General features: G+C 33.1%; 24 protein-coding genes and 2 pseudogenes. 22 read left to right on the top strand and 4 right to left on the bottom strand.

The window, feature by feature from the left end:
* Positions 1 to 10: 10 nt before the first annotated feature.
* From LMD38_RS27240 to LMD38_RS27190, 11 genes and pseudogenes are all read left to right on the top strand, one after another.
* A complete protein-coding gene (locus tag LMD38_RS27240; RefSeq protein ID WP_000720696.1) occupies positions 11 to 586 on the top strand; it encodes a hypothetical protein in 576 nt (191 codons plus the stop codon).
* 164 nt (positions 587 to 750) lie between these two features.
* On the top strand, positions 751 to 1,134 hold the full coding sequence (locus tag LMD38_RS27235; RefSeq protein ID WP_001237979.1) for a membrane protein: 384 nt from the start codon (positions 751 to 753) through the stop codon (positions 1,132 to 1,134).
* Positions 1,125 to 1,430 carry a DUF2325 domain-containing protein gene (locus LMD38_RS27230; protein WP_000426065.1) on the top strand — a complete coding sequence of 102 codons (306 nt, stop codon included), beginning with the start codon at positions 1,125 to 1,127 and terminating at the stop codon, positions 1,428 to 1,430. Before LMD38_RS27235 ends, LMD38_RS27230 begins: the two co-directional genes overlap by 10 nt.
* 85 nt (positions 1,431 to 1,515) lie before the next feature.
* Entirely contained in the window at positions 1,516 to 1,818 is a 303-nt protein-coding gene (locus tag LMD38_RS27225) for a hypothetical protein (RefSeq protein WP_000949087.1), read from the top strand.
* Positions 1,819 to 1,849: 31 nt separating this feature from the next.
* Positions 1,850 to 2,134, top strand: a complete 285-nt coding sequence (locus LMD38_RS27220) for a hypothetical protein (RefSeq protein ID WP_000949089.1) — start codon at positions 1,850 to 1,852, stop codon at positions 2,132 to 2,134.
* Positions 2,135 to 2,285: 151 nt separating this feature from the next.
* Positions 2,286 to 2,954, top strand: coding sequence for a hypothetical protein (locus tag LMD38_RS27215; protein WP_000784091.1), 669 nt, complete (start codon positions 2,286 to 2,288; stop codon positions 2,952 to 2,954).
* 18 nt (positions 2,955 to 2,972) lie between these two features.
* Positions 2,973 to 4,214 carry a glutathionylspermidine synthase family protein gene (locus LMD38_RS27210; RefSeq protein WP_000886561.1) on the top strand — a complete coding sequence of 414 codons (1,242 nt, stop codon included), beginning with the start codon at positions 2,973 to 2,975 and terminating at the stop codon, positions 4,212 to 4,214.
* 130 nt (positions 4,215 to 4,344) lie between these two features.
* The gene (locus LMD38_RS27205) at positions 4,345 to 4,599 is read left to right on the top strand and encodes a hypothetical protein (protein WP_001032086.1); all 255 of its coding nucleotides are present in this window, start codon (positions 4,345 to 4,347) and stop codon (positions 4,597 to 4,599) included.
* Positions 4,600 to 4,791: 192 nt separating this feature from the next.
* The gene (locus tag LMD38_RS27200) at positions 4,792 to 5,184 is read left to right on the top strand and encodes a hypothetical protein (RefSeq protein ID WP_000425107.1); all 393 of its coding nucleotides are present in this window, start codon (positions 4,792 to 4,794) and stop codon (positions 5,182 to 5,184) included.
* A gap of 49 nt (positions 5,185 to 5,233) precedes the next feature.
* Positions 5,234 to 5,941 carry a CPBP family intramembrane glutamic endopeptidase gene (locus tag LMD38_RS27195; protein WP_000675655.1) on the top strand — a complete coding sequence of 236 codons (708 nt, stop codon included), beginning with the start codon at positions 5,234 to 5,236 and terminating at the stop codon, positions 5,939 to 5,941.
* A 27-nt stretch (positions 5,942 to 5,968) separates the two neighbouring features.
* Positions 5,969 to 6,193, top strand: a pseudogene (locus tag LMD38_RS27190) (HAD-IIIA family hydrolase); the annotation flags it as partial.
* A gap of 246 nt (positions 6,194 to 6,439) precedes the next feature.
* On the opposite strand, the gene LMD38_RS27180 reads toward LMD38_RS27190, so the two are convergent.
* Complete coding sequence (locus LMD38_RS27180) at positions 6,440 to 7,015, bottom strand: LysE family transporter (RefSeq protein WP_001048818.1); 576 nt, start codon at positions 7,013 to 7,015, stop codon at positions 6,440 to 6,442.
* Between the two features lie 138 nt (positions 7,016 to 7,153).
* On the opposite strand from LMD38_RS27180, the gene LMD38_RS27175 reads away from it, so the two are divergent.
* From LMD38_RS27175 to LMD38_RS27160, 4 genes and pseudogenes are all read left to right on the top strand, one after another.
* Positions 7,154 to 8,023, top strand: coding sequence for a LysR family transcriptional regulator (locus LMD38_RS27175; RefSeq protein WP_000405669.1), 870 nt, complete (start codon positions 7,154 to 7,156; stop codon positions 8,021 to 8,023).
* Between the two features lie 365 nt (positions 8,024 to 8,388).
* Positions 8,389 to 8,715, top strand: a pseudogene (locus tag LMD38_RS27170) (HAD-IIIA family hydrolase); the annotation flags it as partial.
* A 138-nt stretch (positions 8,716 to 8,853) separates the two neighbouring features.
* A complete protein-coding gene (locus LMD38_RS27165; protein WP_001288775.1) occupies positions 8,854 to 9,084 on the top strand; it encodes a hypothetical protein in 231 nt (76 codons plus the stop codon).
* A gap of 191 nt (positions 9,085 to 9,275) precedes the next feature.
* Entirely contained in the window at positions 9,276 to 9,455 is a 180-nt protein-coding gene (locus tag LMD38_RS27160) for a DUF8096 family protein (RefSeq protein ID WP_000428650.1), read from the top strand.
* 258 nt (positions 9,456 to 9,713) lie between these two features.
* Here the strand turns inward: LMD38_RS27160 and LMD38_RS27155 are convergent, their stop codons facing one another.
* Both LMD38_RS27155 and LMD38_RS27150 read right to left on the bottom strand, forming a co-directional pair.
* Positions 9,714 to 10,859 (bottom strand): DUF418 domain-containing protein, encoded by a 1,146-nt coding sequence (locus tag LMD38_RS27155; protein WP_001186865.1) that lies wholly within the window; start codon positions 10,857 to 10,859, stop codon positions 9,714 to 9,716.
* A 39-nt stretch (positions 10,860 to 10,898) separates the two neighbouring features.
* Positions 10,899 to 11,381 carry a thioredoxin family protein gene (locus tag LMD38_RS27150; protein ID WP_001045585.1) on the bottom strand — a complete coding sequence of 161 codons (483 nt, stop codon included), beginning with the start codon at positions 11,379 to 11,381 and terminating at the stop codon, positions 10,899 to 10,901.
* A gap of 1,019 nt (positions 11,382 to 12,400) precedes the next feature.
* Between LMD38_RS27150 and LMD38_RS27145 the strand changes: the two genes are divergently transcribed.
* On the top strand, positions 12,401 to 12,958 hold the full coding sequence (locus LMD38_RS27145; RefSeq protein WP_002081503.1) for a hypothetical protein: 558 nt from the start codon (positions 12,401 to 12,403) through the stop codon (positions 12,956 to 12,958).
* A 1,108-nt stretch (positions 12,959 to 14,066) separates the two neighbouring features.
* Positions 14,067 to 15,713 (top strand): group II intron reverse transcriptase/maturase, encoded by a 1,647-nt coding sequence (gene ltrA / locus LMD38_RS27140; RefSeq protein ID WP_001097732.1) that lies wholly within the window; start codon positions 14,067 to 14,069, stop codon positions 15,711 to 15,713.
* A 491-nt stretch (positions 15,714 to 16,204) separates the two neighbouring features.
* On the opposite strand, the gene LMD38_RS27135 is transcribed toward ltrA, so the two are convergent.
* Positions 16,205 to 16,477 carry an HU family DNA-binding protein gene (locus tag LMD38_RS27135; protein WP_001043933.1) on the bottom strand — a complete coding sequence of 91 codons (273 nt, stop codon included), beginning with the start codon at positions 16,475 to 16,477 and terminating at the stop codon, positions 16,205 to 16,207.
* Positions 16,478 to 16,728: 251 nt separating this feature from the next.
* Here LMD38_RS27135 and tnpB point away from each other — a divergent pair, with 251 nt between their 5' ends.
* From tnpB to LMD38_RS27110, 5 genes are all read left to right on the top strand, one after another.
* Positions 16,729 to 17,847, top strand: coding sequence for an IS200/IS605 family element RNA-guided endonuclease TnpB (gene tnpB / locus LMD38_RS27130; RefSeq protein ID WP_195743185.1), 1,119 nt, complete (start codon positions 16,729 to 16,731; stop codon positions 17,845 to 17,847).
* A 636-nt stretch (positions 17,848 to 18,483) separates the two neighbouring features.
* On the top strand, positions 18,484 to 18,924 hold the full coding sequence (locus LMD38_RS27125) for a hypothetical protein (protein ID WP_000894490.1): 441 nt from the start codon (positions 18,484 to 18,486) through the stop codon (positions 18,922 to 18,924).
* Positions 18,925 to 18,948: 24 nt separating this feature from the next.
* Positions 18,949 to 19,182, top strand: a complete 234-nt coding sequence (locus LMD38_RS27120) for a hypothetical protein (RefSeq protein ID WP_000021283.1) — start codon at positions 18,949 to 18,951, stop codon at positions 19,180 to 19,182.
* Positions 19,183 to 19,208: 26 nt separating this feature from the next.
* A complete protein-coding gene (locus LMD38_RS27115) occupies positions 19,209 to 19,400 on the top strand; it encodes a hypothetical protein (protein ID WP_033679280.1) in 192 nt (63 codons plus the stop codon).
* 25 nt (positions 19,401 to 19,425) lie between these two features.
* On the top strand, positions 19,426 to 19,704 hold the full coding sequence (locus LMD38_RS27110; protein ID WP_000843054.1) for an AbrB/MazE/SpoVT family DNA-binding domain-containing protein: 279 nt from the start codon (positions 19,426 to 19,428) through the stop codon (positions 19,702 to 19,704).
* Positions 19,705 to 19,955: the final 251 nt, after the last annotated feature.

The following is a 19,955-nucleotide window of genomic DNA, read 5'->3' as shown; positions in this document are numbered from 1 at the left end:
ACGAGAGTAGATGAAGAAAATAATTAACATTTTATCCAATATGCCTCGTAAGTACTTGGTCATATTAGGGATTATCGTACTAGTGGCAGGTGTTGCCACCTATAATACTATTCATGATTATATGATGAAATCACAAGTGCAAGAGGAAGAACAAGTAAATCAAGATGAAATCGAAATGCTTGGAGATAAACCAAAGGGATTTGATACAAAAGAAGAAGAATATATTGCGAAAACAAAAACAGTAGAGGATTTACTACGAAAAATTTCTAATAGTAGTTATGATGTTCCGTATTTGTTTACAAAGGCTGGATTTGGTATTGAACCAATGAAAATGACAAGTAATGAACGTATGCTTGCTACAGAAGCTGTTCAAAGATATTTCCTAAATGGAGATAAGTTTTACAACGCACGTATTACCAAAATTGACCGCGGGAAAAAAGTAGATACATTTCATATAGAGGTTTTAATACAACAGGTAAACTTCTTGGAACCACGACAATTTAAAATTCAGGTAAATCAATATGCGCAAATTGTAACACCAATTGAACAAATACCACATGGACAAGAAGAAGTTCCTGTGGATTAACTGAAAGATAAGGGTTGTGAATAAAAATCACAGCCCTTATTAAAAAATATAAAGAGTACCTAAAAATATTTATTGAATATTCTTAATTTTCTGATATAATAAAGTTATGGTTAAATGAAATTTGTATATATTAGTGAAATGATATAGATGTGGAGGTAAAAAGAATGAGATTATTATTGGGAACCGCAGCAAACTATTTTGCAGGATATTCTTCTGGAAGAGGCTCGGGACTTTTAGGGACAATATTTGGGTGGGCTTTATTAGTAGGTAGTGGATACCTGTTGATAACAAATTGGGATAGTATCACAGTTTGGATGCACAGTTTAGATATTGTAACAGGATTAGATGGTTATGAAGACATGAGCAATGGATTTATATTCATCTGCTTGCTTGTAAGTGGTTTTATTTTCATGCTATTGTTACCAGTCTTCGCAATTGTATTAATAGTGGGTGTGGTATTCCTGAATATTGTCATTTGTACAATTGTATTATTAGTATCACCAAGTACATATAAAAAAAATAAAGATGTGGAGAGTGAATGGAAATGAGTACAATTCTAGTTTTAGGTGGTTCAAATGGTAGAACATTAGAGAAGTTAGCTAAAAAAAGAGATTGTCAGGTGATTTTTCACGATGGAAAAAATCATGGTGGTGTAAAGAAAACATTTCGTAGTGTTATAAAAAAATGTGATGTTATTGTAGTGCAGAAAGGTGCATGTGGTCATGTGTCTATTGATGTAGCAAAAGAATACGCAAAGAAGTATGATGTCCCGCTTTTATTTAATCAGGGTTTTGGAGGAACAGGCGCGTTAGAGATTGGGTTAAAGCATTTGCAAGTAGCATAAGTTTAAGTGGTATAGGGATTTATTTAGATTGTATAATCATATAATCCTTATATAAAATTATAAAGTTAATATTGGAGGAATCGAAATGCTATCAATACCAGAACAAAGTGTTAAATGCTTTTTGAATGCTGATATAAATGGAGAATTACAATTAGATACCGAAGAACCACAAGTTGATGAATACGACTTTGTACATGTATACATGTTTTCTGTCGAGGGGATTTACTACCCAGTAAATCAAAACAATATATTAGCTTACTTTTACGATGAAGAATACCAAGAATACTTAGTAATAAAAAAAGGATTTTATAGTGATTGCATTTGGAAAGAACTGGATGAGGGTTTTTTTAGTGTCCAACAAACATGGGATTCCATCAATCCAAGATAAGTTTAAAAAAGTATACATAGGAGGAATCGAAATGCTATCAATACCAGAACAAAGTGTTAAATGCTTTTTGAATGCTGATTTAAATGGACAATTAGAATTAGATACGAAAGAATCACAAGTTGCTCTCTATATGTTTTCTGTCGAGGGGATTTACTATCCTGTTAATAAAGATAATATACTAGCCTACTTTTATGATGAGTTTTTTGACGAATACTTAGTAATAAAAAAGGGGTTTTATAGTGATTGTAATTGGAAACATCCTGATAAAAAATTTTGGGAAGTTCAACATGAATGGGATTTAATTAATCCTTTATAAGTTAAACAAGTATAGGACAAGATTTAATGTATTTATAACTATATATGGTTAGTGATAATGATGGTAGCAGAGAACCTTGAAAAGCAAAGGTGCTATTGTAATTGATTTTGAACTCACCATACGGATGGAAAATATAGGAGGCTCTTTAGTTATGAAAATGAGTAATAAAAAATTTATGAAAATCGCTGCAAACCTTGGAATTTCAACAGCTTTATTAACGGGATGCGTAGGAGATCTCGAAGAAAATAATTCACTAGCAATTGATCAAGACACAACTGATAATGAAGGAACGCAAAAACAATGTACGTCTAATCAAATAAATGAAAATGAGTGTTTTGAAGAGATGCCAACTACAGGACCAGTTAAGCACGAAGAAAAACAGGATAATCCAAGTGTAGAGCATGATAATGGTTGGAGTTCGGCTTTAGTTCCGTTTGCCGCAGGTGCAGCTGGCATGATGTTAATTAATTCATTAAATAAGAAAAATCCAGGGCAAATTAATAATAATACCAACCATACATATAGACCACCAATGACACAAAGACCTTTACCAGAAGTTCCAAAAGAAAAAGAGAAGGAAAAAGGGAGAGGGACAAGTACAAGTGCTGCTACAAGTAGTGGAGGTGCAAATAATTCTGCTTCTACAAATAAAAGTGAATCAAAAGATAAAGTTAATTTAAATAAAAGTGACACGAATAAAAGTAACGCATCTACACCGAAAACAACTAATCCAACTCAACCATCAAAATCATCTTCAACAAGCAAGGTTACCAGTGGTTCTAGTGGTATCGGAAATGCAAAAGCTCCAGCTGGATCTTAATTTATAGGAGGAGAAAAAATGTTAGACAATCAACAGCAACAAGATTATATGAAAAAATGGTTTGCTTTATCTGAGCAAGCTTGTTCACGTGGTTTTACTTGGCCAAGCTTATTAGAGAATGATGAATGGTGTCAGTATATGTCTACTGGTATTAAAAGAATCAAAAAAGAGGAATATGATAATATTATAGAAGCAACTGAATTAGTAAAAACCATTTTTCAAAAGGTTTATAAATACTTACTAGAAAGTCACGAGGGTTTTTTACAATTAAAATTACCCACCGAATTATGGGAAGTGACTAGAACAAATTATGATGTTTTATTTTCATATTTCACTAGGCTTGATTTCATTGTTGCAAACGATGAAATCAAACTAATAGAAATTAATGCAGACACACCCACTGGCTATTTGGAGCCATCTGTAGCTAATCAAGTATTATGTGATTATCATCAAGTTATAAATCCAAATCGCATAGAAGAGAAGCTAGAAACAACGTGGCATAAAATCATTTCTGATTATGAATTAAAACCTCATGATGTTATACATTTCACTAGTTATGATTGGCATGAAGAAGATTATCAAACAGTAAAATTTATTCAAAAATATTGTCCGCATCCAAGTGATTATGTGGGGATACAGAGTATTATAGTTGCAGACGATGGGTTATATACACCAGATGGTGTCAAAATTAAATATTTGTATCGATTATATCCATTAGAGTACTTATTAGAAGATAAAGACTATAGTGGAAAATCAATCGGCCTTATATTTTTAGACCATATTGCACAGGGGAGAGTGAAAATTATTAATCCTCCTTCAGCATTCTTAATTCAAAATAAAGGTGTACTAGCTCTTATCTGGCAACTTCACGAGCAAAATAAATGGTTTACAGAAAAAGAACATAAAATTATCGAAAAGTACTTTTTGCCAACTTATTTCTCAAAGGACAAATTTGAAGAAAATGATATAGATTATGTGAAAAAAGCGACATTTGGAAGGGAAGGCGGTGGGGTTTCCATCATCAATGAAGGGAAAGAAGTAGCTGCAGATAAAACGCCTTACTACGAGCAACAACATAAAATTTATCAAAAGTATATTGAAATGCCGGACTGCACTATAGATACGTGGGATGGAGATTATACAGGTAAATTATTAATAGGGTCACATTTAATTGGTGGAGAACCAGCGGGATTATTTTTAAGAGTAGGTGAAAGGATTACCGGTAATTTATCAATGTTTATTGGAATTTCCACAGAATAAATTCAATTTAATACAATTTGAGTTTTGTGTAGAAAGGGAGATGAAGAAAAGTGATCATATTCCTCTGTACGAGGATTTAAAAGAAGTTTAAAAAAGCATTATTTGAGAAGAAAAAATGGAGGGATGAATTATGAATAAATTTCAAACTATGAAAGACTTGAAAGAAGAATTTGGGAGCAATGTTTTATCTTCGTTTCTTATTTTAATTGGTGCAATTATCAGTATTATTTTTGGTAATGTAACTAAGGATTTGTTTGATACTAATGTCTCTGTGTGGCTATATATTATAGCATGTTATGTAGTTCCTTTTATTTTCATGGTATTAGAATTTTGGTTAGTTGCAAGAACGAAACGAATTGTTAAGGAAATGAACAATTTACAATAAAAAAACATTTAAAGATGGTAGGGAGAATGACAATGACTAAAGGTTTTACAGTAGAAGAAACGTTAATGGCTATTAGTAATTTAACGATTTTTCTATATATAGCAGTAGTTATATATTATTTCTCTCGGTTATCTCACCTTAAACAATAATAAAATGGTTTCGTATTATTAGGAAGTGAAAGGATTTGATGTTATGGAAATGGAAAAGTTCAATGCAAAAGCATTCTTTATATTTATTGGCATAATCTTAATACTCAGTATCGGTGCTAGATTTGCTCAGGAATTTAGGGCGGAACAAGATAAGAATCATGAGATAAGGATGGAACAAACTAGGAGTAACGTGAAAGTTGCAGAGGAAATGGTTGCGAAAAAATTAAATACAGATAATAAATATTCTCGAATGACTGCTGTACCAGGAGATCTGCTGAATCGAAATTACTGGATAACTAAAGAGTTAGTATCAGAAATAAAAAAAGATGGGGAAGAATACCGAATCTACTTTGAAACAAAAAGAGTCAGCAATAGTGAAGGGGATTTTGTTATGTATAAACCTACAGGTATAAATAAAATTCTTAAAGAAGAGTAGATAATACTATTTCGATTTAAAATTCGAATAATATAAAATTTGGAGGTAAATGAAAGGTGAATATAGTAAAATGAATCATAGTAATTTACATAAATCAGGTTATGTTATACTCATCTACTTTGTAATGACTCAACTTGTTGGGATTATAGGAGTACAATTGCTAGCTAAGACAGGTTGGTATGATATTAAGGGAAATCAACAGAAAGCAATTCAGCAACTACTTGTTCATTGGGAACTAATAGGGTTTTCACTCATATTAATATTCATTTATCTTATATATAAGAAAGAAACGATGAATGATTCGAAGTTATCGATTAAATTATCAAGAGTATTATTCGGTTGGATTTTAATAGGAATAGTTGCAGTATTCTTTGCACAGACAATTGGTAGTATTTTGGATAAGAGTATATTTCACTTAACTACACAATCAGTAAATACATCAAGTAATATTGAATCTGTAGCAAATTCTCCTCTTGCTCTTTTATCAATTGTAATTCTTGCTCCACTAGTTGAGGAGCTTGTATTTCGTTACGCGGCCATAAATATATTAAGCCGTAAATTTAATAAAATTGTGTGTATATTAGTTAGTGCATTGTTTTTCTCTATCATGCATTTTGATTTTCCTTTTGTATTTGGATATTTTCTAATTGGACTTGTACTTGCGGCAATATATGTACGTACTAATAGGTTACTAGTATCATTTGTTGTGCATGCTACTATGAACTTAATAATTGTTATACTTCAGATTTTTCAATAGAAAATTTGTAGGTAAGGAGAGAGTAACTTGGCTAAAAAAAAGGCAATATTTTTAGACCGTGATGGGGTCATTAATCAAGTACTTACAGATCGTGTTAGATTTGTAAATAAACCAGAAGATATTTACCTGCTACCTGGTGCAGCTGACGCAATTGCTATATTTAATAGAAAGGGATATATGGTCCTAGTAACAACAAATCAAGCGGGCGTCGGATTGGGTTATATGACTCAAGAAGAGCTCTGTGATTTGAACCATAAATTTGCCGTTTAGGCACGGTTATGGTTCTTTATCCTTGTGGCAAAGTTATAGTTTCAAAAATAGATTATGTCTAATAATCTGTATGGAAGGGAAGTGAGATGATGCATGCACTATATAAACAAAAACGAAGTTAGCGTCCAAACTTCGTTTTTCTGACATACATTAAATTGCAACAATTACATAAAATCTAGTAGGTTTCATAAAAATAAAAAAAGGATCAATTTTTTCGGACATTTTCAGCTAAAAGATTGTAATTGCAGAATAGATAAGTAACAAACACATGATTATATTCACTACCTTATCGTATTTTAAAAATACTCTTTTAAAAGCTGAGCCGCAAATGGACCACAGTAGTAATCCTGCACAACCTATTAGTATTGTTAAGGACATAAACGAGAAAATAGCTACACTTGACTCATGATAAGGAAGTACGAAAGTTGACATTGCAGTTAAGAAGTATAAGATACTTTTTAGATTAAGAATTTGGAAAAGTAGCCCTGAAACAAAAGAAGGTTGGCTATAACTGGTATCATTATTACTTTTTTTAGAAAAAGCAATTTTCCATGCGAGATACAACAAATATATAGCCCCGCCTATTTTAAAATAAGATTCTAACATTGGAATCCAATGGTAGATCCTTGTTATTAACAATGATGTTATCAAACCAAGAATAATAAATCCTGAAATAATTCCAAATTGGAAATGTATAGATCCCTTGAACCCAAATTTTCTCGCTTCATTCATCATCAAAATATTACTTGGTCCTGGTGTAATGGATGTAATAATTAAATAAGAAAGGAATGCTATAAGATTCATCTAGTTGTTTCGTCCCTTCAATGATAATATTTGAATAAATTCTATGGTTCATTGTAATATAGGTCTATCTATCAGTAAAATTAAAATTATAAATAGTCATTATCATTTTTTTGAATAGATAAGAGGAGGATAGTATATATGGAAATAAGACATCTTATTACATTTCGAACAATTGTTGATGTTGGAAGTTATACAAATGCTGCCATAAAATTAGGATATACGCAATCAACCATTACTTCTCATATTCAAGCATTGGAAAAGGAGATTGGTGGGCAATTATTCTCTTACGTTAAACGAGAGTTAAAATTAACCGCTTTGGCAAAAGAATTAATTCCATTAGTTGATGAATTGCTCCATTCATACAAACGTATATCCGAACTAAGAAATCATAAGAATAAGGTAAGTGGAGAGTTACGAATTGCGGCACCCGAATCATTAACGATTTCTAGATTGGGGCCGATTTTGAGGGAGTATTCAATTAAATATCCTGATGTAAAAATTATATTGAGTAACGGAACATGTGGGGAAAATCAAAAAGACCTGACAAGTGGACAGGTCGATGTTGCTTTTATGATTTGGACAAAATTAGAGCTAGAAAAGTGTGATTGCTATCAATTACACAAGGAAGAGATTGTTTTAATCACAGGTCCAAACAAAAACAAACATTTTGATGATTACAAGAACAAGAAAATTACTGATTACTTTATTACAAATGAAAAGGGATGCAGCTATCGTTCTATGTTTGAGAGACACCTAGCTAATAATAGGATATTCAATTTTCAAACTATGGAGCTATGGAGTCTAGAAGCAATTAAACAAGCTGTAATGAGTGGTTTAGGATTCGCTGCACTTCCCTATATAACCGTCAAAAATGAGGTTGGGAATGGATCTTTAAATGTTATGGAACACTATGAAGAATTTGAATTTATGTACTCATATCTCTTAGTCAAGTCAAATAAATGGCGGTCTCCTGCAGTCGAGAGGTTTATTGAGTTAGTATTAGAATAAGCTTCCAAATGAAAATTAATTTAACCTCACTTTAGATTTCTTAATAAACAGAGTATACTTTATTTTAATTAATCAAGAATATTTGATTTTCGGCAAAATTATGCTTCTTTTGGCGGCAATTTTATGATTCTTCAAATAGTAGTATATCTCGCGTGAATTATCCGAGATATACGTTAGGAGTGAGTAAATAGGCTATTATCAGGAATCAAATGGGGTATTTTTATTAGTTATTTTGGCAAGCTTATGGTTCAATATAGAATCTATGGCGAGGTTATGCTTCCAAAATTATAAAAATACTCCCCATATAACAACCGTTTACGGCAAGTAAATGGTTCCTATCGTGGCAAATTTATGATTCAAGTCACAAGCTCTTAGAAATACATGAACATATGCAAGAAAAATTAATTAATGAAAACGCCGATGCTCATATACATGAATTTGTTGCCTGTATCCATCGGCCAAAAGATGGGTGTTCCTGTAGAAAACCAGAGGCTGGTATGCTGCTGCAGTTAGCTCAAAGGCACGATATTGATTTAGCGAGCAGTTATATGATTGGTGACCAAGAAACCGATATATGTGCAGGGAAGAAGGCTGGAACAAGAACAATTCGAATTGCTGATTCTTTGGAGGAAACACAAGCGAATTTTAAATTTTCTTCTTTGCTTAATGTAGCACTTGAAAACATTTTTTAATATTTTTTATGAAGGTAAAATTTTAACAAGTGGTGATTAGTAACAATAAAGATGTTTAATTCCACTGGTCGAAAAATAAAGCAATGCATTAAAATAATAATTTTAGATATATAAATAGATATAAGGAGGTATTTTACAATGAGTGAATTTCAATCAGGAAAAAGAGAAGGGTATATTTATGGTTATATATTTCTTTCGGGAAATAAAGGGTTGGTTTTAGATGAAGGTTCAAACGAGTATCCAATAGAATTAGCAGAATTACTAATCAATGGAGAATTTGTTTTAATGGAAAACTTAACGTTAGATTTATTGAGAAGAAAAAATCTATACGGTTCTAAAGCAAGGATTAAGGAAAGTTTTATTTCATAGTTCGTAAAGTACTATATTATTTTTAAACATTTTTTGCATGAAGTTAGCTCTCATTTTAATTGTGGGAGCTTTTTCTATAGGGTTCTGCTGGGACAAACATCCTTTAAAAAATAAAAAGCTGCCACTATGCGGACACTTCGTGTTATTATGGTTTAGCTATACTAATTCAAATTGCTATGTGGGTGAAACGAATGGAAAATAAACAACCTGAACAACACTACGATCTAAGTAAAATATACACATACAAAGAGCTGCCAGATAAGATTAGCGGCCGTTGCGATAACTGTGGCAATACCGCGTTCAAGAGTTCCGTTAAAGATTTCATCTTTCTAAGAGAATGTCGTCAATGTGGTATGAAGAAAATTATTTAGCCCTGTTAGGGCTTTTTTTATTGGCTCTTATATCCATAAATGCCTTTTACTAAATAATATTATTATCTAATACATAAGTATTAAAGCTTTGTTAAAATACATATTTTAATAAAGAAAAGACACCTAAGGTGCCTTCCTCTGACTTGAACCACTTTAATTTTAATAACATCATTTTACAATCACAAATATATCTTTAATCTTTCATATGATATTTTATCATTTTTTTCAGTTAATTGCATGGAACTGGTGAAAAATAGGTTATTTTTTGTAAATTCCTTTTCTCCATATCCATTCAATGGGACCATAGCGAAAATATTTACTCCAAATTTTGCTGAATATAATTTGCGCAAAGATAATTAAAATCCCGAAGATACATAATTGCCAGTAATATACCTGTGAGACATCTTTAAAGTACAACGAAAGAATGACAAGAGTTAGTATACTTTGGCTAATGTAATTCGTTAAAGCATACTTGCCTACGTTCATAAAGGGTTGCAGCTGCTCTATATATTTTTTATTCTCACAAACCCTAAGTAGAGTACAAACATAGAATATAGCTAGCGTTTTCCCTCCAAATAGAATCCATAGTTTAATATCCTGAGAGTAATAGACATCCGTTTTTATAAAATAGTAGATAATAGGACAAGAGAGAAGACATGAAATGCATAACGAACTCCACTGGATAAATCTAATTTCCTTTATTAATTCCGGTACCCTTTTAAAAATATCTTTCTTACCAGCCCATAAACCAATTAAGAACAAGCCTATATATTCCGGAATTCCTATTAGTAATTGTTGAAATTCCTCGATTATTAAAAAGAACAGACGAGCTTTTACTTGTTGTGAATAATGTGTAAATAGATTTACAGTGTGATTGGTAGTGTTGCCTGTAAACATATATTGATAGTAACTAGGTACGGCAGAAATAGAAGAACTTGCTTGTATAAATAAAATAGCATGTAGTGTATAGCTAACAAATAGAGAGATGCAGCTAACTATAAAGATAAGCTTTGTAGATCGCTTATAAAAGAACAATAGGATAAAACCAGCTAAGGCATATGCGTGTAGAATATCTCCATACCATAGAAAGATAAAGTGGAGTAAACCAAAGAGTAGCAAAATACACAATCTACGGCTAAATAGCTTATATATAGAATATCCTTTTGCTTCCGCGTTTTTTATAAAGATATAAAATCCTACCCCAAATAAGAATGCAAAAATAGTATAGAATTTTGCTTGTATAAACAAATCTATTAAAAAACGAATCCCTTTATCTGTACCGGAATAACCGGCCTGGTTAAAGGGATCTAGTCCCGTCATAGTAGGTAGATTAGAAAACAGGATACATAGTATGGCTATACCTCTTATTGCGTCTAAAGAATAAATACGGGCGTTTTGTTGCATGTAAATTCCCCTTTCTTAAAAAGAAAAACGAGCACTATATTAACTAGCGCTCGAATTACGTCTCGCAAAGAATCCGTCATATGTAGCAGCTGACACTGCACCTTCTAGGCGTTCAATTTCTTCACCTCTGTTATAAGCTACAACAACTGGAGTGCCAGGAATATCGAACTCTTGAAAGGCACTTTGATTTTCTGGCGTAGAGATATCAATACGATAGATGGTTCTATCATGCTTTTTTGACATACTATTGATATCTGGTGCTGCTTTTTTACAATAATGACAAGTTGGTTGATAGTAGTACGCAATAAACTCTTCATGGGATTGTATTTTTTGCTTTAATTCTTCTTTTGAAATATCTTTAATATTTTCGGGCGATCCTTTTGTTTCTGCAGCTGATACAATTGTTTTGTTTGGTGTTACAGTCTCTGGGTTAACAGATTCATTTTTAGTTAAAGTAAAGATAGCGATACAAGCAACGCATAATGTAGTAACAATTGCTCCAATTTTGTAGACTTTATTCATAGTAAATTCCTCCTTAAAGTAAAAAAAAGGACAAACCTCGCCCGAGTTAACTGGGCGTAAGGTTTGTCCTTCACGCTACGTACAATAGAGTATAAACAATGGAAACAAATTTTCTATCTATATAATAACACAACATTTATATAGAATGCTATAAGAATTTTCGAAAGAAAAACAAAGAAACACCTTAGTGAATATAATTTCACGTACCAAAATATATTAAAAAATTAATAAAAATTTCAACAAGGGGATTCTTTGTGTTCCCTACAACTGTTAGATACAATGTACCTCTCCATAAAACATAAAACTATGCAACAATCTACGTCTTAAAAGACTAAATGATATAATAGGCATCACCATACCATTTCGGGAATATTGTACGTTTAGACACAATTGGGACACATCTTAAACGTTTTCTGTACGTTAAGAGGCATCTGTCCAGAAAACCTTATGTTTATGAACAGAGAGCAAAACTTAATAATATCAACGTTTTCTATCTATAACTGTGTTCATAAAGTATGTAAACAAATCAATGTTCAGTTAAACTTAAGTTTTTATCTTTCTGAACATGTATTCACCTAAAAAAATGCTGTAATGATAAGGTTTTGTAATCCTTAGCGTATAATTTTCCCGGAATGATATGGTGACCCCTAATAGTAAAATCATATCGTGTAACGACGAATATATGTACAACTATTTATAGAATGATTGCCGAGATTGCAATTTTAAGACGATTATCTTTTGTTTTGTGTACAATCTATCGTTAAATCGCTTGAAATGGGCGTTTTATAATGCGCGTTTTGTGTTTAGGAAAGGAAAGCGCAAACTTGTTGCATTTAATAATGAAATGACCGAGAGTGCTAAAAGAGTTACCGCCACATGACATATGTCAATTTTATTTTTTATTTTTGAATATTCAAATATTATTTTATCAAGTTAAACAAACTAACAATATTTGTGAAACGTGTTAAGGTTATTGTGTAAACAGAAAAAAATATTAAGAACGGAGGATTATGGAACTTATGGGGATTAAAAAACTATTATTAACATCTTTTATGTTCGGTGCAATCATCTTAGGATCTACGCAAAATGCTAGCGCTAATACAATTAATGATGACACTATCAAATCTCTTCCAGAAGGGGTGGAGAAATATTACCCAACAAACCCTGAACTTTTAGTGGATAAAAATTATGATGATTACAAAGATTCTGAAGATTCGATAATTAGACCTCCATATGCTGCAGCCCTTAAAATTAAAGAGCAACTTCCAAGAAATGTTTATCTTTCAACACAGGACAAGTCGCAGTCTACATCTAGACTACAACTTTATAGTGGCGACAATTTAGGTATGAACGTAGAACCCAAAAAATTTAATGAAAAAGGGCGAGGTACAATTGTTGGTATAATATATCGTAATGGTGAGTATTACGATACCTATGTATTTTATAATACAAAGAGATTCACTACTACCATAAAGACTGGTGATTTATCGCAATATTCATTGAGATTATACTGTGGAAACCCAAGGGAATTAGAAACTGGTTGTCAAGCAAGTGGAGTTATTTATCCAGTAAAATAAACTGCACCTAGGAGGTCTTTACCCCACTCAAAATTCAATACTCTTTCAGTACCAAAAAAGTTGTCAAAATAAAAAGGAGTAGCAAATGCTACTCCTTCACTAATTTTTTACTGGTGCTCTTTCAAAAACTGCTACGACTCTTTTATATCTTTTTTCTATAAAATCAACAATACCCAAACTTGTTATATACCTCTCAAACACTTCAGATTTATCTCTAACTAACCTTCAATTTCTTATCCGTACACAACAAATAATCCCCTCAGACGAGCCAAGAGACCCTTTAAATGTATATCTCGTTATTTTTGTTCTCACTTCATCAGAAACCATACTAAGAGTATGCAAGGTTGTTTACAAAAAAAAAAGAATAGCGGAAACCCCTAGAATCCCCGCTACATCAACGATGTATAAAATCCTGTATACCAAATAAACAGACAAAAAAGAAGAATCCCTGTAGCTACAAGGATTCTATCAAAGTATTTGCTACCGATAACGGGAGTTATGGTGCGACAAGAAGTCGCATTCCCACAGGGTAGCTTCTGCTACTAGATTAGATGCAAAGTCTATCTCCATCCGAAACTGCGGACTTGGTAACGGGCTCGTGGGTTGCATGAGGAAATGTGGAAACAGAGAGTCTGTACATGACTCGGAATACCGCTAGGAGAAGACAGGTACGGTGAACGAGAGTGAAGGCTCGTAAGCTTCGTAATCGTTAGCTTGGGATAATGTACAGCTCTACCCAGGTCTTGATAAGAGGAAAGGCATTCTCATAATACTGCCGCGTTGCATCCCGCAACTTATCCGGAGTAAAGAGTCCACCTAACCCTGTCGTATCTGTGGAATGTGAAACTTGGTAAGCCCTATGTCATCTGCGCAAGCAGTAGGATGACTGTAAAGTCAAACGATGTGGCAGAGGGTAAAGGATATAAGAGAAAGCAAAAGCCGCTAGCCGAAAGGAAACAGGAAAGCATAGAAATATGTATAACTGAGCGGATATTGTCGTCCTTACGGACAAACCCATGACAAGCCTGAAAGGGAGCCCACTTCTTATAGGTCTTCAACATGGAAATACATTTGTAAGTTATCTTCTGACGAATAGGAGCGTGCAGTTATGAACACCTCAGAACGAGCGTCGGCGCACGTCTCGTATACAAACTGGAAAGCAGTTCAGATGTATGTGACGAAGTTACGACAAAGAATTTACCGTGCCGAACAGTTACAGCAACAAAGAAAGGTAAGAAAACTTCAACGCTTACTCATGAGAAGCGAAGCAAACTTACTGTTATCAATTAGACGAGTAACACAGCAGAATAAAGGAAAGCGAACAGCAGGTGTTGATGAACATACAGCCTTGAGTCGCAGAGAAAGAAATCTTCTCTATGAGCAACTCAAAAAGTTAAATACGCTACAACACCGACCAAAACCAGCAAAACGTATATACATTGTGAAGAAAAACGGAAAATTGCGACCGTTGGGCATCCCAACTATAAAGGATAGGGTATATCAAAATATAGTGCGAAATGCCCTTGAACCACAGTGGGAAGCCAGATTTGAAGCTATTTCTTACGGGTTTCGTCCTAAGCGAAGTACCCATGATGCCATACGAAGCATTTTCAATAGAATCAACGGGGGCACAAAGAAGAAATGGATATTTGAAGGAGATTTTCAGGGCTGTTTTGATCATCTCAACCATGAGTGGATACTCAAACAAACTTCTTACTTCCCCGGAAGAAAACTATTGAAGCGATGGCTCAAGATGGGATACATGGAGCAAAGCTTTTTCGCGGAAACGCAAGAAGGTACTCCGCAAGGAGGAATTATCTCGCCACTTCTCGCTAACATTGCCCTTCATGGAATGGAAGAAACCTTGGGAATTACTTACAAGAAAAACTATAAAGCTAATGATAGTTATATTATGAATCCTGCTTGCAAATTTACCCTTATCCGTTACGCAGATGATTTTGTGGTCTTAACGGAGACAAAAGAACAAGCACTCTCTGTATATATGAGACTTCGTCCCTACTTAAAGGACAGGGGATTGGAATTAAGCCCTGAAAAGACGAAGGTTACACATATTGAGGAAGGATTTGAGTTCCTAGGATTCTTGATTCGGCAGTACCAAACTGAACAGGGGAATAAACTGTTCATCAAACCAAGTAAGGGCAGTAGACAGAAAGCGAAGAAGAAAATTGGAGATACTTTACGTGTCATGAGGGGTCAACCCATCGGAGAAATCATCCGAGTGCTTAATCCTATTATCAGAGGATACGGGCAATACTGGAAACATGTCGTTTCTAAGAAAATCTTTGGTACAATGGATAGCTATATCTATTGGAGAATCGGCAAACATCTTCGACAGCTCCATCCAAAGAAGTCGTGGAAATGGATATATGCAAGATATTACAGGCATCCACATCATGGTGGAAATGCTTGGACACCAACCTGCCCGAAAACAAATATCCAACTCTTACATATGTCATGGATTAAGATTGAGAGACACAACATGGTGAAATTCAAAAATAGTCCTGATGACCCAACATTGAAAGAATACTGGGAAAAAAGAGACCGTAAGGTATTTGATACGGAAAACACGATGGATAGAATGAAGCTGGCTAGAAAACAAGGTTACCGCTGCGCTATCTGCAAAACTCCACTACAAAACGGGGAAAAGGTAGTCGTAAAAGACATGCCTGTTCCGCAACACCTCATATTGTCTAATTTAAACTTAAAATTAGTTCACTTACCTTGCCTATACTAAAGGGACTGAAATCGGATAAAAAGAAGGCTTGAGCCGTATGATGGGAAACTGTCACGTACGGTTCTGAGGGGAGTTGGGGGCAGCGATGCCCCCCGCTTACCCGACTAATTAAGCTGTCCATGTGGACAGCTTAATGTTTTTTTGCCTAACGTAAAAAATTCGTTTTTTTGTTGGGGTATTATAATATAAGTTGTGGTCAATGTATTCATCTAGAAACGTAAAAAAGACACTATAGAAAGTGTCTTTTTTACGTTGACATACTATGAAAGAAAATGTAGTGATTAATCATAATTTGTTGGATGCTTCTTGGTTAAATCTAGTATAACATTAAAATAAACATTTAAACATGCAAATTTACATATATTATGATTTTATCAAATTAGCAGAGTCATCTCAAATACTATTAGGAAAATTAAATTTTTCTATATCTAAAACTAAGTTAGTCTCATTAGGGTCTGATATGAATATCAAACCCTTTTCATTATATGTAATTATTTCACTGCATCTTTTAATTCTTTTCCAGCCTTAAAAGCAGGTGCTTTTGAAGCAGCGATTTGCATTTCTTCACCTGTTTGTGGGTTACGTCCTGTACGTGCAGATCTTTCGCGTACTTCAAATGTACCGAATCCAAGAATCTGAACTTTCTCCTCACTTGCTAGTGCAGTTGTAATTGTATCTAATACAGCTTGTGTTGCTGCAGATGCATCTTTTTGTGTAAGTTCTGCTTTTTCTGCTACTATTTTTGTTAATTCTGTTTTATTCATTTCCTGCACCTCTTTATATGTGATTAGGTGACCATTATAACGTGCTTATAATCTTGATGCAATTAATAATACGTATAAATTTAGAACAGATTTAGATAAGTTGACTTCGGACAAGGGATGGCAGGAATCCATATTAATTGTTCGATAGGTAGTAAAGTGTTAATTGACAATTTGTCATGATCATTTCACTATATGACGAATGTACGTTTGGTATATAATAGATATATATCAAAATGGAGGTGAAACAAATGATGATTAATAAAGCCTATAAGTTTCGTATCTATCCAAATCAAGCACAAACAATTCTAATCAACAAAACGATTGGTTGTTCTCGCTTTGTATTTAATCATTTCCTATCCTTATGGGATCACGCATACAAAGAGACAGGAAAAGGCTTGACCTATGGTACATGCTCTGCCAAACTACCTGCCATGAAGAAAGAGCTTGTTTGGTTAAAAGAAGTGGATAGTATTGCGATTCAGTCGTCTGTTCGCAACCTTGCGGATGCTTATACACGCTTTTTCAAAAAACAAAACAGCGCCCCCCGCTTTAAATCTAAGAAGAACAACGTACAATCTTACACCACAAAACAAACAAATGAAAACATTGCTGTTGTAGGAAACAGGATAAAGTTGCCGAAACTAGGTCTTATTCGATTTGCCAAAAGTCGTGAAGTAAAGGGACGTATTTTAAAAGCTACAGTTAGACGGAATCCTTCTGGCAGGTATTTTGTGTCACTATTAGTTGAAATAGAAGTACAAGAACTTCCGAAAACACATTCTTACATTGGAATAGATGTAGGACTAAAAGATTTCGCCATTTTGTCAGATGGAACACTCTATAAAAATCCGAAGTTTTTCCTATCATTAGAAGATAAATTGGTGAAAGCACAGCGTACTCTTTCTAGAAGAATGAAAGGATCTTCTCGCTGGAATAAACAACGAGTAAAGGTAGCTAGAATTCATGAATACATATCAAATGCTAGAAAAGATTACTTGGACAAAATCTCAACTGAAATCATCAAAAACCACGATGTTATCGGTATAGAGGATTTGCAAGTATCGAATATGTTAAAGAATCATAAGTTAGCAAAAGCAATTAGTGAGGTATCCTGGTCACAGTTTCGAACCATGTTGGAATATAAAGCAAAATGGTACGGCAAACAAGTCATTGTTGTATCGAAAACATTTGCTTCTAGCCAATTATGTTCTTGTTGTGGATACCAAAACAAAGACGTTAAAAATCTGAATCTACGTAAATGGGACTGCCCTTCTTGTTGTACACATCATGATAGGGATATTAACGCAAGTATTAATTTAAAGAATGAAGCGATAAGGCTTCTAACCGCAAGGACTGCGGAGATAGCCTAATAAATTAGAGTTCGATAGAACTCTTTACTTAGGAATCCCCCACTTCTAAACGAAGTGAATGTGGAGGTAGTTCAAAATGTTTCTTTTTAGTCATATTGAACACCCTTTATCTTATTTATAGTTATATAATAACCTTAATAAATTTCTATAAATTTATATATAAGGTTTTTAATATTGATGTATTAGAACTGTTACTATAAAATGAAGATGCTGTGACTATCAGAATTTTATTTCTTATCATTTCTATCTTCATCTTTTCTACAACTGTCATAGTGATGAGTATTATCTTATGGTTAAAAACTAACCAGCTTTATACTCCTGACATCAAAAGATTAACCGGCGCAATTATATGTTTAATTAGTTCTGTAATTTTACTTATTTTTAAGAATAAATTCAAAGTCACTTATAACAAATTCACTGAAATATTTAGTCAGTATACAGGGGTCTCGTTGCATGTAATAGTTTTAAGTTTATTATAATGATTTCTGGTGTTTGCTATTGTTAAAGTGATTAGGCCATAAATAAATTTAATACGTTGTTAGGCGAAATTGTGGCGTACTAGCATAGTAAGGTAACGTATGAAAAACGAGCATTTAGCAAATGGACCTTTGTAAACTATTTAAAAGGAGATTATACATGTTAGAGACTCTTGAAATAAGAAAAAAGCAACACGAAATAAAAATACGAAAGTATAAAAATATACAGAAATACTACAATCCATTTTTGTGGATAATCTCAATTATTTATTTTCTCTATTTCATGTTCACTGATAATTCTCTTTCGGTACATCTATTACTTTCTTTCGTTATCGGCTTGATTCTTTGGAGTATAGGTCTAGCTATTAATTTAAAACTCTTGCATGAGTTAAAAGGAAAAGGGAAAATATTTAATATAGAAACAATAAATGAAATGAAAAAAAATAAATATATGAGTCCCGGAAGAAAAGAACGTTATATCACAGATTATAATGCGACGAAAGATGAACTAGAAAAGATAATGATTTACACTAAATTTATGTTAGAAGCTGAAGAAAGAGAAAACGAAATAAAAGATGACAATAGAAATTCAGATATATAAGTGTAGTGAGAGGAGAACAAAAATATGTCTATAGAGCAGTATATTAATCTTCGTAAAATAGGAAAAGAAATTGAGGAGATTCAAAAACAATATCTATTAAGTGAAGCTACAATTCTAACATTAGAACTAGGCTATAAATGTTATGAAAAAAATATTTCATTAGATAAAGCAATTAATCTTATCGATAAAATTGTAGTATTAAATGCAAATGATACAAAAAACACATCGTTTAGTCCGTGTCCGTCTGTCCATATGTGATTGATAGATCGAAGGGGAGAGGGCAGATACCTAAAGAAGAAATGAAAATGAGTATAGATGAAATAAAAAATGCCGTATTGAATCCAGATTTAATCAAATATTTGCACGGTGTTAACATATCTAATCAATGGGGAGGAATAAATGGTAGGCAATTATTATTAGATGTATATAGATTATGTGAGAAACATGAAGATTTATTAAAAGAATTGAACGATTAAAAAACAAATAAAAGGGTGGTATAGCATGAAATCAACAGGTGTTACACGTAAAATAGATGAATTAGGACGTATTGTTCTACCGAAAGAGTTAAGAAGAACATTAGGAATCGTAGAAAAAGATCCTATAGAGATATTTGTAGAAGGCGAAAAGATAATTTTACAAAAATACAAGTCACATGATGCTTGTACAATAACTGGTGATATTTCAGAAAAAAACATGTCATTAGCTAATGGACAAATTGTTCTTAGTCCTGAAGGGGCAGAACTCTTAATAAAGGAAATTCAGCAGTACTTAGTGAAGTAAGGTTATCAGTAAGTATTTTAATTCAGCTAACGTAGTGCGTTAGCTATATAAGATTTTAAAATGTTGTTGTAGTAAAAGAGGTCATTTGTAGTACAAAAGATGGGTAGTAAAGCAGATATCATTTCTGTTTCACTACCCATCTTTTGTATTATAATGCGTGACATTCAATAAAACCATCAGATGTCTTTTCTTTGACTTGAACCACCAATACTTTACTAACACTACTTTTACAATAAATACATATATCAGCA

Origin of the sequence: Bacillus pacificus, from assembly GCF_020861345.1 — a bacterium.
GTDB lineage: Bacteria > Bacillota > Bacilli > Bacillales > Bacillaceae_G > Bacillus_A > Bacillus_A pacificus.
Note: the sequence above shows the minus strand (reverse complement) of the source record. Positions and strands in the feature narration are given on the sequence as shown.

Excerpts from the sequence above, each read along its gene's own strand:
- LMD38_RS27150 (WP_001045585.1), bottom strand. The coding sequence starts at position 11,381 with ATGAATAAAGTCTACAAAATTGGAGCAATTGTTACTACATTATGCGTT.
- LMD38_RS27230 (WP_000426065.1), top strand. The coding sequence starts at position 1,125 with ATGGAAATGAGTACAATTCTAGTTTTAGGTGGTTCAAATGGTAGAACA.
- tnpB (WP_195743185.1), top strand. The coding sequence starts at position 16,729 with ATGATTAATAAAGCCTATAAGTTTCGTATCTATCCAAATCAAGCACAA.
- LMD38_RS27165 (WP_001288775.1), top strand. The coding sequence starts at position 8,854 with ATGAGTGAATTTCAATCAGGAAAAAGAGAAGGGTATATTTATGGTTAT.
- LMD38_RS27225 (WP_000949087.1), top strand. The coding sequence starts at position 1,516 with ATGCTATCAATACCAGAACAAAGTGTTAAATGCTTTTTGAATGCTGAT.
- LMD38_RS27135 (WP_001043933.1), bottom strand. The coding sequence starts at position 16,477 with ATGAATAAAACAGAATTAACAAAAATAGTAGCAGAAAAAGCAGAACTT.
- LMD38_RS27125 (WP_000894490.1), top strand. The coding sequence starts at position 18,484 with ATGTTAGAGACTCTTGAAATAAGAAAAAAGCAACACGAAATAAAAATA.
- LMD38_RS27180 (WP_001048818.1), bottom strand. The coding sequence starts at position 7,015 with ATGAATCTTATAGCATTCCTTTCTTATTTAATTATTACATCCATTACA.
- LMD38_RS27210 (WP_000886561.1), top strand. The coding sequence starts at position 2,973 with ATGTTAGACAATCAACAGCAACAAGATTATATGAAAAAATGGTTTGCT.
- LMD38_RS27200 (WP_000425107.1), top strand. The coding sequence starts at position 4,792 with ATGGAAATGGAAAAGTTCAATGCAAAAGCATTCTTTATATTTATTGGC.
- LMD38_RS27205 (WP_001032086.1), top strand. The coding sequence starts at position 4,345 with ATGAATAAATTTCAAACTATGAAAGACTTGAAAGAAGAATTTGGGAGC.
- ltrA (WP_001097732.1), top strand. The coding sequence starts at position 14,067 with ATGAACACCTCAGAACGAGCGTCGGCGCACGTCTCGTATACAAACTGG.
- LMD38_RS27240 (WP_000720696.1), top strand. The coding sequence starts at position 11 with ATGAAGAAAATAATTAACATTTTATCCAATATGCCTCGTAAGTACTTG.
- LMD38_RS27195 (WP_000675655.1), top strand. The coding sequence starts at position 5,234 with ATGAAAGGTGAATATAGTAAAATGAATCATAGTAATTTACATAAATCA.
- LMD38_RS27155 (WP_001186865.1), bottom strand. The coding sequence starts at position 10,859 with ATGCAACAAAACGCCCGTATTTATTCTTTAGACGCAATAAGAGGTATA.
- LMD38_RS27175 (WP_000405669.1), top strand. The coding sequence starts at position 7,154 with ATGGAAATAAGACATCTTATTACATTTCGAACAATTGTTGATGTTGGA.
- LMD38_RS27120 (WP_000021283.1), top strand. The coding sequence starts at position 18,949 with ATGTCTATAGAGCAGTATATTAATCTTCGTAAAATAGGAAAAGAAATT.
- LMD38_RS27160 (WP_000428650.1), top strand. The coding sequence starts at position 9,276 with ATGGAAAATAAACAACCTGAACAACACTACGATCTAAGTAAAATATAC.
- LMD38_RS27215 (WP_000784091.1), top strand. The coding sequence starts at position 2,286 with ATGAAAATGAGTAATAAAAAATTTATGAAAATCGCTGCAAACCTTGGA.
- LMD38_RS27145 (WP_002081503.1), top strand. The coding sequence starts at position 12,401 with ATGGGGATTAAAAAACTATTATTAACATCTTTTATGTTCGGTGCAATC.
- LMD38_RS27235 (WP_001237979.1), top strand. The coding sequence starts at position 751 with ATGAGATTATTATTGGGAACCGCAGCAAACTATTTTGCAGGATATTCT.
- LMD38_RS27110 (WP_000843054.1), top strand. The coding sequence starts at position 19,426 with ATGAAATCAACAGGTGTTACACGTAAAATAGATGAATTAGGACGTATT.
- LMD38_RS27220 (WP_000949089.1), top strand. The coding sequence starts at position 1,850 with ATGCTATCAATACCAGAACAAAGTGTTAAATGCTTTTTGAATGCTGAT.